Origin of the sequence: Kushneria avicenniae, from assembly GCF_900112585.1 — a bacterium.
Classification (GTDB): domain Bacteria; phylum Pseudomonadota; class Gammaproteobacteria; order Pseudomonadales; family Halomonadaceae; genus Kushneria; species Kushneria avicenniae.
Genome location: NZ_FOLY01000002.1, coordinates 625,792 through 638,328, shown reverse-complemented (window position 1 = coordinate 638,328; position 12,537 = coordinate 625,792). Strand labels below are relative to the sequence as shown.

The 12,537-nt window shown below is 61.1% G+C and carries 10 protein-coding genes and 5 tRNA genes; 7 read left to right on the top strand and 8 right to left on the bottom strand.

Annotation, left to right across the window (positions count from 1 at the left end; genetic code table 11):
- Window positions 1-12: 12 nt before the first annotated feature.
- The 5 genes from BM079_RS06215 to BM079_RS06195 form a co-directional block, all read right to left on the bottom strand.
- Window positions 13-88 (bottom strand) — tRNA-Glu (locus BM079_RS06215).
- A gap of 243 nt (window positions 89-331) precedes the next feature.
- A tRNA-Gly gene (locus BM079_RS06210) sits at window positions 332-406 on the bottom strand.
- Window positions 407-415: 9 nt separating this feature from the next.
- Window positions 416-491, bottom strand: a tRNA-Glu gene (locus BM079_RS06205).
- Window positions 492-571: 80 nt separating this feature from the next.
- Window positions 572-646 (bottom strand) — tRNA-Gly (locus BM079_RS06200).
- 21 nt (window positions 647-667) lie between these two features.
- A tRNA-Glu gene (locus BM079_RS06195) sits at window positions 668-743 on the bottom strand.
- Window positions 744-948: 205 nt separating this feature from the next.
- Between BM079_RS06195 and BM079_RS06190 the strand changes: the two genes are divergently transcribed.
- The 5 genes from BM079_RS06190 (at window position 949) to htpX (ending at window position 6,710) form a co-directional block, all read left to right on the top strand.
- Window positions 949-2,679, top strand: coding sequence for a gamma-glutamyltransferase family protein (locus tag BM079_RS06190; protein ID WP_245742843.1), 1,731 nt, complete (start codon window positions 949-951; stop codon window positions 2,677-2,679).
- Window positions 2,680-2,826: 147 nt separating this feature from the next.
- Complete coding sequence (gene msrB / locus BM079_RS06185; protein ID WP_090131828.1) at window positions 2,827-3,225, top strand: peptide-methionine (R)-S-oxide reductase MsrB; 399 nt, start codon at window positions 2,827-2,829, stop codon at window positions 3,223-3,225.
- Window positions 3,226-3,342: 117 nt separating this feature from the next.
- Window positions 3,343-4,263, top strand: coding sequence for a ribosome biogenesis GTPase YlqF (gene ylqF / locus BM079_RS06180; RefSeq protein WP_090131825.1), 921 nt, complete (start codon window positions 3,343-3,345; stop codon window positions 4,261-4,263).
- Between the two features lie 189 nt (window positions 4,264-4,452).
- Window positions 4,453-5,673 carry a pyridoxal phosphate-dependent aminotransferase gene (locus tag BM079_RS06175; protein WP_090131822.1) on the top strand — a complete coding sequence of 407 codons (1,221 nt, stop codon included), beginning with the start codon at window positions 4,453-4,455 and terminating at the stop codon, window positions 5,671-5,673.
- Between the two features lie 134 nt (window positions 5,674-5,807).
- Window positions 5,808-6,710, top strand: a complete 903-nt coding sequence (htpX, locus tag BM079_RS06170; protein WP_090131819.1) for a protease HtpX — start codon at window positions 5,808-5,810, stop codon at window positions 6,708-6,710.
- Window positions 6,711-7,209: 499 nt separating this feature from the next.
- Here htpX and pdxB read toward each other — a convergent pair whose 3' ends face one another.
- Window positions 7,210-8,364 (bottom strand): 4-phosphoerythronate dehydrogenase PdxB, encoded by a 1,155-nt coding sequence (gene pdxB, locus BM079_RS06165; protein WP_090131816.1) that lies wholly within the window; start codon window positions 8,362-8,364, stop codon window positions 7,210-7,212.
- Window positions 8,365-8,533: 169 nt separating this feature from the next.
- On the opposite strand from pdxB, the gene BM079_RS06160 reads away from it, so the two are divergent.
- Window positions 8,534-8,815 (top strand): hypothetical protein, encoded by a 282-nt coding sequence (locus BM079_RS06160; RefSeq protein ID WP_090131814.1) that lies wholly within the window; start codon window positions 8,534-8,536, stop codon window positions 8,813-8,815.
- Here the strand turns inward: BM079_RS06160 and rlmKL are convergent.
- Window positions 8,812-11,019 (bottom strand): bifunctional 23S rRNA (guanine(2069)-N(7))-methyltransferase RlmK/23S rRNA (guanine(2445)-N(2))-methyltransferase RlmL, encoded by a 2,208-nt coding sequence (gene rlmKL, locus BM079_RS06155; RefSeq protein ID WP_245742842.1) that lies wholly within the window; start codon window positions 11,017-11,019, stop codon window positions 8,812-8,814. The two genes, BM079_RS06160 and rlmKL, sit on opposite strands and share 4 nt — an antisense overlap.
- A gap of 199 nt (window positions 11,020-11,218) precedes the next feature.
- Here rlmKL and rmf point away from each other — a divergent pair, with 199 nt between their 5' ends.
- On the top strand, window positions 11,219-11,428 hold the full coding sequence (rmf, locus tag BM079_RS06150) for a ribosome modulation factor (RefSeq protein WP_090131811.1): 210 nt from the start codon (window positions 11,219-11,221) through the stop codon (window positions 11,426-11,428).
- 70 nt (window positions 11,429-11,498) lie between these two features.
- On the opposite strand, the gene BM079_RS06145 is transcribed toward rmf, so the two are convergent.
- Window positions 11,499-12,515: a quinone-dependent dihydroorotate dehydrogenase gene (locus BM079_RS06145; RefSeq protein WP_090131809.1), complete on the bottom strand. Its 1,017-nt coding sequence runs from the start codon at window positions 12,513-12,515 to the stop codon at window positions 11,499-11,501.
- Between the last annotated feature and the right edge of the window lie 22 nt (window positions 12,516-12,537).

The following is a 12,537-nucleotide window of genomic DNA, read 5'->3' as shown; positions in this document are numbered from 1 at the left end:
CACCGGAAGATATGGCGTCCCATAGGGGGTTCGAACCCCTGTTACCGCCGTGAAAGGGCGGTGTCCTGGACCACTAGACGAATGGGACATACTGAAGAGAACAGAAAATCTGATTTTGCCCTTCAGGCAACAATTCAAGCCATCTGATCCTGACAACCGAAATCCGGAATAGGAAAGTAGATCAACCGGACCGGCGTTCCACTGGACCGACACACGGGCTCACAACCCATGCTGTTCGACCTGTGCCACCAGAATTGGAGCGGGGAAGGAGATCGACCGGGCTGGCGTTCCAGCTCACGACCCATATCGCCTGACTTGCGCTACCAAAAGTTGGAGCGGGAAAGGAGATTCGAACTCCCGACCCTCGCCTTGGCAAGGCGATGCTCTACCACTGAGCTATTCCCGCATAAAGAAGTGGCGTCCCATAGGGGGTTCGAACCCCTGTTACCGCCGTGAAAGGGCGGTGTCCTGGACCACTAGACGAATGGGACGCATTGGAGCGGTAAAGGAGATCGACCGGGCTGGCGTTCCAGCTCACGACCCATACTGCCTGACTTGCGCTACCAAAAGTTGGAGCGGGAAAGGAGATTCGAACTCCCGACCCTCGCCTTGGCAAGGCGATGCTCTACCACTGAGCTATTCCCGCACCGGTCATCAATGAAGCGAGTGGCGTCCCATAGGGGGTTCGAACCCCTGTTACCGCCGTGAAAGGGCGGTGTCCTGGACCACTAGACGAATGGGACGTATCCGGTTCGCCTCACCGAGTGGCGCGCATATTACCCATACCCTCCCGGAGTGTCAACACCTGCGACATCGATTTTCAAATCAAACGGCGACGAAACCAGAAATCGGGCCGTTCAACCGGCATTCTTTCTACTCACCTGATATCTGGCGCATTTTTTGCATCCAGTCGTGTTCATCCACACGGATTACAGGTATTCGATGTCAATGACACATGACAGTTTCCCGGGCGCTGCCGCCATCTCCACCACAGCCGGTGCGATGCCGGACTTTCCTTATAATATGGCCATCGCTCGATCCGGGGGGGCTCAAGAGGCACCGGCCACGACGGACTTTCATCCCGATGCCGCCTTCAATACCCAGCGCAGCTATGGAGGTGGCAGTTGCGTTGCCCCGCATCACCTCGCCGCCAGCGCCGGACGCGATATTCTTAAACAGGGCGGCAACGCCATCGAAGCCATGGTCGCGGCTGCTTCGGCCATTGCGGTGACCTACCCCCACATGAATGCACTGGGCGGTGATGGCTTCTGGCTGATCAACGAGCCCGGCAAGGCGCCGGTCGCCATTGATGCCTGTGGCGGTGCCGCAGGACTGGCGAGCCCCGATTTTTATGCGGGTGAATCGAGCATTCCCGAGCGCGGCCCGAAGGCTGCCCTGACCATGGCCGGTACCATCGGCGGCTGGCAGAAGGCGCTCGATATTGGTGCAGCCTGGGGCACGCCATTGCCACTGGGCACCATTCTGGGCGATGCCATCCGTTATGCCGAGCAGGGCGTTGCCGTCTCCAGAAGTCAGGAAGCGCTGACGCGCAAGCATCTCGAGCGCCTGTCACACAGCCCTGGCTTCAGCGACGCTTTCCTGCTTGATGGAGAGATTCCCCGGGAAGGTCAGCGCCTGCGTCAGCCACGGCTGGCGGCCACGCTGCGACGTCTTGCTCAGGCGGGACTTGATGACTTCTATCGCGGCGAGCTGGCCCGCAGCATGGCCGGAGATCTTGAAGCGCTGGGCAGCCCGCTGCGCCTCAAGGACTTTCATGACTATCAGGCACAGGTCGTCCCCCCCCTGGAAGTCGAGCTCGGGGGTGCCACGCTTTATAACCTCCCTGCGCCCACCCAGGGCATGGCGTCCCTGATGATTCTGGGCCTCTATGAACGGCTCAATATCGACAGTGGCGAAGGGTTTGCCCATCTGCACGGTCTGGTCGAGGCCACCAAGCGCGCCTTTTTGCTGCGCGATCAACACATCACTGACCCCGGGCGCATGACCACCAATCTCCAGACGCTTTTAACTCCGGAACGCTTGGATCGTGAAGCCGCCATGATCGACCCCCGAAAGGCCATGACCTGGCCGCACACCCCCGAGCCCGGCGATACCATCTGGATGGGTACGGTCGACAGCGAAGGACGCTCGGTCAGCTTTATCCAGAGCCTTTACTGGGAGTTCGGCAGCGGCGTGGTCCTGCCGAAAAGCGGCGTACTGTGGCAAAACCGCGGCGTCAGCTTCTCTCTTGACCCTGACAATCTGCGAGGCCTTGCCCCGGGGCGCAAGCCCTTTCACACCCTCAACCCCGCACTGGCCCGTTTCAAGGATGGCCGCACCATGGTGTATGGCACCATGGGTGGCGAAGGCCAGCCGCAGACGCAGGCGGCCATTTTCTCGCGCTATGCCATGCACGGCATGCCGCTTCAGCAGGCAATTGCGGCGCCTCGCTGGCTGCTGGGGCGCACCTGGGGTGAGAACAGCACCAATCTGAAACTCGAGTCGCGCGTCTACACGCCACTGGTAGCCGAACTCGAAAGGGCCGGTCATGATGTGGAAGTCCTGTCCGAGACCTTCACTGACACCACGGGCCATGCCGGTGCCCTCGTGCATCACCCTGACGGGCTGATCGAAAGTGCCCACGACCCGCGAAGCGATGGCGGCGCCGCAAGCCTGTAGTCCGCATTACGCCGCTTGACATGGCACTGATCTCTTCACCTGATGCACGTCATCGCCGCGAACTGGCCTGCGTCGTTCTATGCTGTCAGGATGCCGGCCTGACCGAATACCCGCAGGCCGGCATGACCCGGGATTGAGGAGAATGTCATGGAAAAGGTAGAAAAAAGCGACAGCGAATGGCGCGAGCAGCTCACCGACGAGCAGTATCGGGTCACGCGGCAGGCAGGCACCGAGCGCCCCTATACCGGCGACTATCAGGTCGAGCCGGTCCAGGGCATTTATCACTGCATCTGCTGCAACGCGCCGCTGTTTGAAAACGAGCACAAGTTCGAGTCGCACTGCGGCTGGCCGAGCTTTGATCGTCCGCTGGCCGATGCCGCACTGGAAGAGCATGTCGATGAAAGCCACGGCATGCGCCGCATCGAGGTCACCTGTCGACGCTGCGATGCCCATCTGGGCCACGTCTTTCCTGACGGCCCGCGTGACACGACCGGACTGCGCTACTGCATCAACTCGGTGGCGATGACCTTTCATCAGGGCGAGTAGCCCTTGCACGTTTTCCCGCAGAGCGCTTCGGCCTCGACGTCTGACAGGGTACACTGCGCGGACCTTATCACGGGGCGCGCCGTGTGCCCGCCCACCGCATTGCAACAGGAGAGACCTATGCTGGGCTGGTTCCCGGGGCACATGAACAAGGCCAGACGCCAGATCAACGAAGCCCTGCCCGAAATCGATGTGGTCATCGAAGTGCTGGATGCGCGCCTGCCCTACTCCAGCGCCAATCCCATGCTGGGCGATCTGATTCGCCACAAGCCGTCGCTGAAGCTGCTGTCACGCGCCGACCTGGCCGACCCGGACAAAACCCGGGAATGGATCGAGCATTTTGACGCCCAGCCCGACGTGCGCGCCATGGCCGTGGTCACGACTGACACGCGAGCGCTCAAGCCGCTTTACAAGCTATGCCATGAACTCGCCGGCCATATCCGTGAAGATCGCGATGTGCGTGTGATGGTGATGGGCATTCCCAACGTGGGCAAGTCCACGCTGATCAACACGCTGGCTGGCAAGAAGATTGCCAAAACGGGCAACGAACCGGCCGTGACCAAGCGTCAGCAGAAAATCCGCATCGGCCAGCGCATCGCCCTGACCGATACCCCCGGTGTGCTCTGGCCACGCATCGAGGATCAGAATAGCGCCTACCGGCTGGCCGCCAGCGGCGCCATCCGTGACACCGCACTGGAATATGTCGATGTGGCCTCCGTCGCTGCCCTGTCGCTGGCCGAGCGCTATCCGGAGGCGCTTCGATCCCGCTACAAGCTGGAAAATCTCGGTGACACCGGCGAGTCCATCGTGCGCGAGATCGCCACCCGTCGTGGCGGTTTGCGTGCCGGTGGTGAGGTCGACCTGCACCGCGGGGCCGAGGTGCTGCTGATGGACCTGCGCGGCGGCAAGCTCGGGCGCATCACGCTGGAAACGCCTGCCGACATCGCCGATGAAGAGGCACTTGAAGCCATGCGCGCCGAACGCGAGCGCTTCAATCGAGGCGAAAGTTTTCCCGATGACGACACACCGCCCGCGCCGTAATCACACCGCCCGTGTCATCATTGCGATGCGACAAGACAGCGATAGCATCACGGGCAGACGGCACGGTATGCTGGACTGACAGGCATCTCCATGATGCCTGTCATCTTTCATGGTTATGGCAGATACGTCGCAGCCCGCCCTGCCGACCGATGACTGCCCCCTTTCATTTCAGCGGACGCCCTGAGCAGCATGACCACGCCGATCAAGAAATCCCATAAGCTAGACCACGTTTCCTATGACATTCGCGGTCCGGTACTTGAGCACGCCAAACGGCTCGAGGATGAGGGGCATCGCATCCTGAAGCTCAATATCGGCAACCCGGCCCCCTTCGGCTTCGAGGCACCGGAAGAAATCCTGCAGGATGTCATGCGCAATCTGCCCACCGCGCAGGGCTACTGCGATTCGAAAGGGCTCTACTCGGCGCGCAAGGCGATCATGCAGGAGTGTCAGCGCAATCGTGTCGAAGGCGTCGGCATCGAGGACATCTATGTCGGCAACGGCGTCTCCGAGCTGATCGTGATGGCCATGCAGGCCCTGCTTGATGACGGTGACGAAGTGCTGGTCCCCGCACCGGACTACCCGCTCTGGACGGCTGCCGCCAATCTCGCCAGCGGCAGGGCCGTGCACTACCTCTGCGACGAGCATCAGGGCTGGGAGCCGGATATCGAGGATATTCGCCAGAAAGTCACGGCCCGTACGAAGGCACTCGTGCTGATCAATCCCAACAATCCGACCGGCGCAGTCTATTCAAGAGAAGTGATCGAAAACGTGCTACAGGTGGCGCGCGAGCACGGCCTGATTGTCTTTTCCGACGAAATCTACGACAAGATTCTCTACGACGGGGCCTTTCATACCCCGACAGCGTCGCTGGCCGACGATCTGTTGATCATCACCATGAACGGCCTTTCCAAGAGCTATCGCTGCGCCGGCTTTCGCTCCGGCTGGATGATCGTCTCCGGCGAAAAGCGTCATGCCCGCGACTTCATCCAGGGTCTGGATATGCTCGCCTCCATGCGTCTGTGCGCCAACGTACCGGCTCAGCATGCGATCCAGACCGCACTGGGCGGCTATCAGTCGATCAATGATCTGGTACTGCCCGGCGGCCGTCTGCTGGCCCAGCGTGACGCCGCCTGGAAAAAGCTCAACGAGATTCCGGGCGTCAGCTGCGTCAAGCCGCTTGGTGCCCTTTACATGTTCCCGCGCCTTGATCCGGCGATGTATGACATCAAGGACGACCAGCAGATGGTGCTGGATCTGCTGCTTGAAGAGAAGATGCTGCTGGTCCAGGGCACCGCCTTCAACTGGCCGACGCCCGATCACCTTCGCATCGTGACCCTGCCCTGGGCCGATCAGCTGGAAGATGCCATCGATCGACTGGGACGCTTTCTGGCCCGACGTCGCCAGGCCTGATCACCTAAACGATGCTTAACGCGTGATTGAAACTCCCGACGACAGCACTTATCTAAAGGTCTGTTGTCGGTGACCTTGCCGTCCCGATGGACGCACCACCGATTGACGTATCATTCCAATGGAGACCACCGGTCATGATGAGGATCGTCCTCTTTCTTGCCACCAACCTGGCAGTAGTGCTGGTGGCAAGCATCACGCTGCGCCTTCTCGGCGTGGAGAGTTATCTTGCCGGCAGCGGGCTCAACCTGACCTCGCTGCTGATCTTCTGCTTCGTATTCGGCATGGTCGGCTCTCTGGTGTCGCTGCTGCTGTCCAAGAAAATGGCCAAATGGAGCACCAAGGCGCAGATCATCGATCGCCCGAGCAATGCCAACGAGCAGTGGCTGTATGACACCGTGGCCGAGCTGTCGCGTGATGCGGGTATCAAGATGCCGGAAGTAGGCATTTTTCCGGCGCAGCAGGCCAATGCCTTTGCGACTGGCTGGAACAAGAACGACGCACTGGTGTGTGTATCGGCCGGCCTTCTCAACCAGATGCGCCCTGAAGAGGTGCGCGCTGTGCTGGGTCACGAGATCGGTCACGTGGCCAACGGCGACATGGTGACCCTGTCGTTGATTCAGGGTGTCCTGAACACCTTTGTAATGTTTTTTGCCCGTGTGGCCGCCCAGCTGATTGACAGCTTTCTGCGCCGCGATGATGACGGCGGCGGCTTGGGTTTCATGGGCTATTTCGCCGTGGTCATGGCGCTGGAAGTCGTCTTTGGCCTGGTGGCCTCCATTATCGTTGCCTGGTTTTCACGCTACCGCGAATACCGCGCCGATGAAGCCGGGGCACGCCTTGCCGGCAGCGGCGCCATGATCAACGCGCTGGCACGTCTCAAGGCACAGCAGGAGATGCCCGACCAGATGCCGGACTCCCTGACCGCCTTTGCCATCACGACCGGTCAGACCCGCAAGCTGATGGAAAAACTGTTTGCCAGCCACCCACCGCTGGATGATCGTATCGCGGCGCTGAAAAAAGCGGCCTATCAGCAGTAACAACGCACGCATGACGAGAGCCCGCCAAATGGCGGGCTTTTTTGTGGTTTTTTTCTATGCCTCAAGACTTTCCTTGTGAACCATCACTTTCCGGCGTTTGCCACCCAAACGCCCAGGATCTGATTGACCAGCATGCCTGCTGGAAGGCATGTGGTGCTTATATCTGGATGGATCGATCCATGTATTGATGACATCCCGTACCGCCGTGACGGGCCGCACTGTCATCGGTAACGCGTGAACCGTGGCTGGCCGTTGGCCGCGGCGATCTGGCGGGTGGCAGCGTTGGTGACCTCATCGCCCGCTTTGAAGCGATCGTAACGCATACCGGTGGTCTTGTGGTCATTGCCGCAGCCCTGGCTCTGCTGGTGCTGGGCCCGGGCAATTTCCCGCAGGCCCTGCTTTCAGCCGCCCTTTTGGCGCCGGCCATATGGCTCTGACCGGGTTCTATCCTGTCCGCAGCACACCGATACAGCAGAGAAAAATCCATCGTCCGGATAGCTCATGATTTACGCGGGGCGCGGATGGCAAAACCGGCGCTTTCCAGTACTTCCCTGACCGCACCGGCGCTGTGCTTGAGCTCCACTCGCAGGGTGGAGAATTCGCGACGCGTCGGATATTCGCGGCGCATCAGATCAAATCCCTTCTCCATGCCGTACTGACGCCGATAGCGCTCGAACAGCAACGCATCGCGACGTACATCATAGCAGGTGCGCGCGCACAGCAGCAGCGCCTCCTGCGGCGGTGCGCGGCGGGAAACAGCGATACGACGCAGCCAGTTTTCGGGTTTGAGCTGACCGAGCCGCTTGCGCAGGGGCAGACCGAAATGGCGACTCATGGCCTGATAGAGCATCTCGGTGCCGCGAAGCTTGCCATCCAGGCTGTAGCCGGCGATGTGGGGGGTCGCGATGGCGACCTGACGATACAGGGCTTCATCGATATCGGGCTCGTTTTCCCACACATCCAGCACCACGCGCAGGTCCGGATCGCGCGCCAGACGCGCCTTCAGTGCCCGGCTATCCACGCAGTCGCCGCGCCCGGCGCTGATCAGAATCTGGTCGGTGCGCAGCGCCTCGATGTGTCGCTCCCCCAGAAGATGCTGCGTGGGGTGATCGCCGTCCCGAATCAGGGGCGTGTGTATCGAGACGACATCGGCCTGCGCGATCAGGCTGTCAAGATCCGTAAAGCCTTCACCGCCCTCCTGCTCGGCCCGTGGCGGGTCACAGATCAGACAGCGAATACCGAGCGCACGAAGTCGCTCGACGAGTCGCCCGCCCACATTGCCGGCCCCCACAATGCCCACTACCCGATCGGTCAGCGCCACGCCGTCCTGCTCTCCAAACAGCAGCAGCGTCGAGATGACGTAGTCGCCGACCGAGTCGGCGTTGCAGCCCGGAGCGCTGGCAAACCCGATGCCCTGATCCGCCAGCCACTGTTGATCGACGTGATCACATCCGATGGTTGCGGTGCCCACGAACCGGACGCGCGAGCCGGCCAGCAGCTCGGCATCCACGCGAGTGACGGAGCGCACCAGCAGAATATCGGCGTCACGAACCTGCTCGCGGCTCATTTCACGGCCGGGCAGCCGTACCAGCTCGCCGTGCTCACCGAAAAAGGCCTCGGCCAGCGGAATGTTCTCATCTGCCACAATACGCATGATTCAATCGATACCTGCACTGCCGTGAATGAAGAACACATCGGCCCATCGCCGGTGTGCGCCCTGCTTTGTCGAAACGCCCGTGACCGTTACAATCTCCACCCTGTCGCGTCGACGCCAGTCCTGCTCTGGTCCTCTTTCGCACCCAATACTACACAGGAGCACCGCCGTGATCATCCGCTGGGAAAGCGAGCATGACTATGTGCTGGTACACGTCCATCAGGACATGTTCGGCGACTGGATCTTTGTCCGCGCCTGGGGACAGACCGGCACCGCCTACGGCGGCATCCAGCACGCACTGGCAGAAGACTATACCCAGGCCATGACCTGGGTCAGCGACGTGGATCACATTCAGCGCCTGCGCGGATTCACCAAGGTGCTGGAGACCAGCGATGATGCCCCGGAAGCCCGGGACGCCGTACGCCAGCTCTCCCTGCTGGACGCTCACTAGCCTTTGCGGTGCGCAATCCGGTAGACGTGATGAATGTCCGGACGGCGCTCGAAATCCGGGTCCAGCATCTGTTTTGACAACGCCTTCACCTCAAAGCGCTCGCTGATACTGTCATCCATCTGAAAACGCCGCAGGTTGTTGGAGAACAAAAGCGTCCCGTCTGGTGCCAGATGCGCCATGGCGCGCTCGATCATGTGTCCGTGATCACGCTGAACGTCCAGCACGCTGTCCATCTTTTTGGAGTTGGAAAAGGTCGGCGGGTCCATGAAGATCAGATCAAACTGCGGCCCCGCCCGTTCCAGCCAGGCCATGCAGTCCTCGCGCACCAGCCGATGACGTGACATGTCGAGCCGATTGAGCCTTAAGTTGTCCTCGGCCCAGCCCAGATAGGTATTGGACATGTCGATGCTCAGACTCTCGGTCGCCCCGCCGAGTGCGGCCTGAACGCTGGCCGTGGCGGTATAGCAGAACAGGTTGAGCACTCGCTTGCCGTCGGCATTGTCCTTCAGCCAGCGCCGCGCGGGCCGATGGTCCAGAAAGAGCCCCGTATCCAGATAGTCGCGCAGGTTGACCCACAGCCGCGCATCGCCCTCGTTGACCTGAAAACGCTGTCCCGAGCTGTCGCGACGCTCGTACTGTGACCGACCGGACTGGCGCTCGCGGCGTTTCAAAAAGATGTGATCCGCCGGCACGTTCAGCACTTCCGGCAGCACACCTACCGCCTCCATGAGGCGCCGCTCGGCCTGACCGGCATCGATCGAGCGCGGCGCAGCATACTCCTGCACGTGCACCCAGGCGCCATAAAGATCGATGGCCAGCGCATATTCGGGCATGTCGGCATCATAGAGCCGGTAGCATTCCACACCCGAGCGCTTGAGCCATTTCGACAGGCGCTTCTGATTCTTCCGGAGGCGATTGGCAAACATCTGCGCGCCGGCCGAGTGAGTCACGGCGCCGGTATCTTCGCTCTCCGCGGTCGTCTCCCGGGGAGCCTTCTCCGGACGCGCACGCTCGTGCACGTCAATCAGCAGGAGTCTGGTATCCAGACTACCGTTCTTGAAGGCGTACTGGCGATGGGCCTTCATTCCCAGCCGGTGCCCCAGCTTCGGGTCACCGGTCAAAAGCGCGATCGACCAGCCGGTAAAGTGCTCGCGCAGCAGCGCGCCCAGCCCCTGATAAAGACTGATCAGGGCCGGCAGTTCGCCAAGGCGCTCGCCATAGGGCGGATTGGTGATGACAAGGCCGGTCGACATGGCCGGAGGCTCCGAGAGCGCATCATTCTGCTCGATCTGCACCAGCGCCTGCATACCAGCGCGCTCGGCATTGGCGCGTGCCGCCTCGACTGCCCGGCGATTGTGATCGCGACCGCACAGGGTGAGCCGGCAGTCACGCCGCCCGATGCGTGCCCGATGCGCCGCTTCGCCGTGTATCTCCTGCCAGAGCGTGTCGTCATGTGCTGCCCAGCCGTGAAAACCAAAACGCACGCGTTTTAGATTGGGCGCCACGTCACAGGCCATCAGCGCCGCCTCGATCACCAGCGTGCCGGAGCCGCACATCGGATCGAAAAGGCTCTCACCCTTTGCCGCGCGCGCCGGCCAGCCGGCACGCACCAGCAGTGCGGCCGCCAGATTCTCCTTGAGCGGTGCACTGGCACCGTCCAGGCGATAGCCCCGCAGATGCAGGCTGTCACCGGAGAGATCGATGCCCAGCACCAGCCGGCCGCGATGCAGATGGGCATAAAGACGCAGATCCGCCGTTTTGGGGTCAACGATCGGGCGCGCCCGGCCAAGATCCTGAAAGCGGTCGACCACACCATCCTTGACACACTGCGCCCCGAAACGGGTGTGACGAATGCCGTCACTTTCACCGTGAAAATCGACCCGCAGGCTGGTGCCCGGAGCCACCATGGTCTCCCACGCGAGACTGTTGGCGGCAGCGGTCAGCGCGGGCGCATCTTCAACGTCATCAAAGCGACCAGCCACCAGAATGATGCGATTGGCCAGACGCGACCACAGACACAGGCGATAAAGCGTCTCCCTTGTGGCCATACCGTGCACGCTGGCCACGCTGGTGCGCTCGATACTGGCGCCCAGAGCAGCCAGCTCATCGGCCAGCAGGACTTCCATGCTGCGCGGGCAGGTGGCCAGAAAAGCGTGCTCCTCATGAGCCGTCTCCGATGAATGTTCAGTGCTGGCAGGCATCATGCGGTGTCATATTCCTGAAAAGATTAATGAGCGATTTGCTTAGATGAAAATGATTTTCGACAGCATCCTGTCGCTGCTGTAAAGGTATAGGGGTAGCTACGAAAGATCGCACGATCGCTGTCAACCTACGACCCCCGAGGACGTGCTATTACCACTGCCCCGGGACGAAACACTATTTTGTGTGAAGCGAGGTTATCCAATGAAAAGACAGAAACGTGATCCCTTCCAGAAAGCCTATGTCAGTGGTTACAAGGCCGGTGTTACCGGGCGTTCCAGAGACGACTGCCCCAGTCAGGGCGTCGAGATGCGCGAGTCCTGGATGAGCGGCTGGCGCGAAGGTCGCGAAGCGCAATGGTCCGGTATGACAGGGGTCTCGGGTCTGCATGTCAATCCGATGGCGCCGTATTGATCCGCCATCGAGACCATTGAACCCATCGCATGACATCCGGGTGTGTAATTGCACACCCGGTCTTTCAGCATCAACGCCTCGCCTTGAGCACTCGAGCGCACTGCTCGATCAGTGCCGGGCCCTCATAGATCAATCCGCTGTAAAGCTGCACCAGATCGGCACCGGCCTGACGCTTTTCAAGCGCTGCCTCACCGCTGTCGATACCACCAACGCCGATCATGGTGATGTCCGGTAATTTATCGCGCAAGCGTCTGACAATCGTGGTGGAGGCCTGCCTGACCGGGCGTCCGGAAAGACCACCGGCCTCATCGGCATGCGGGCTGTCCGTCACCGCTTCGCGACTGACTGTGGTATTGGTCGCGATGACCGCTTCGATGCCGCACGCCTTCAGACATTCGGCCACCAGGTCCGTTTCCGGCTCGCTCATGTCGGGCGCAATCTTGACCGCCAGCGGTACCCGCCTGCCCCCACGCTGATTGAGCCCCCGGTTTTCCTCCTGCAGGGCCGACAGCAATCCATTGAGCTGCTCACCGAACTGCAGGCTGCGAAGCCCAGGTGTATTGGGCGAGGAGATATTGACGGTCACGTAATGTGCGTGAGCATGCACCGCGCGCAGACAGGTCAGATAGTCATCGACGGCCTGCTCGACCGGCGTGGTCAGGTTCTTGCCGATGTTAATGCCGATCACACCGTCATAGCGACTGCGGACCACATTGGCCACCAGCTGATCGACCCCCTGATTGTTGAACCCCATGCGATTGATGATCGCCCCATGTTCGGGCAGGCGAAAAAGGCGCGGCTTCGGATTGCCCGATTGCGCCCTGGGCGTCACCGTACCCACCTCCACAAAACCGAATCCCAGCGCACCCAGCGCGTCGAGATGCTCGGCATTCTTGTCCAGCCCCGCCGCCAGTCCGACCCGATTGGCAAAGCGAAGGCCCATCAGCGTCACGGGGTCTTCGACGGGAGCAGCGGCGAGTGCACGCTGCATGTGCAGACGATGCGCCAGATCCAGCGATGACAGCGTCAGATCATGCGCCGTTTCAGGGTCGAGACGAAACAGCAGCGCGCGAGCGGCCTTGTACATGAACGGCATGTCCTTGAAAACG

Bases quoted from the DNA above. Each gene is read 5' to 3' on its own strand.
- BM079_RS06175 (WP_090131822.1), top strand. From the start codon at position 4,453: ATGACCACGCCGATCAAGAAATCCCATAAGCTAGACCACGTTTCCTAT.
- BM079_RS06190 (WP_245742843.1), top strand. From the start codon at position 949: ATGACACATGACAGTTTCCCGGGCGCTGCCGCCATCTCCACCACAGCC.
- pdxB (WP_090131816.1), bottom strand. From the start codon at position 8,364: ATGCGTATTGTGGCAGATGAGAACATTCCGCTGGCCGAGGCCTTTTTC.
- rmf (WP_090131811.1), top strand. From the start codon at position 11,219: ATGAAAAGACAGAAACGTGATCCCTTCCAGAAAGCCTATGTCAGTGGT.
- BM079_RS06145 (WP_090131809.1), bottom strand. From the start codon at position 12,515: ATGTACAAGGCCGCTCGCGCGCTGCTGTTTCGTCTCGACCCTGAAACG.
- ylqF (WP_090131825.1), top strand. From the start codon at position 3,343: ATGCTGGGCTGGTTCCCGGGGCACATGAACAAGGCCAGACGCCAGATC.
- htpX (WP_090131819.1), top strand. From the start codon at position 5,808: ATGATGAGGATCGTCCTCTTTCTTGCCACCAACCTGGCAGTAGTGCTG.
- rlmKL (WP_245742842.1), bottom strand. From the start codon at position 11,019: ATGATGCCTGCCAGCACTGAACATTCATCGGAGACGGCTCATGAGGAG.
- msrB (WP_090131828.1), top strand. From the start codon at position 2,827: ATGGAAAAGGTAGAAAAAAGCGACAGCGAATGGCGCGAGCAGCTCACC.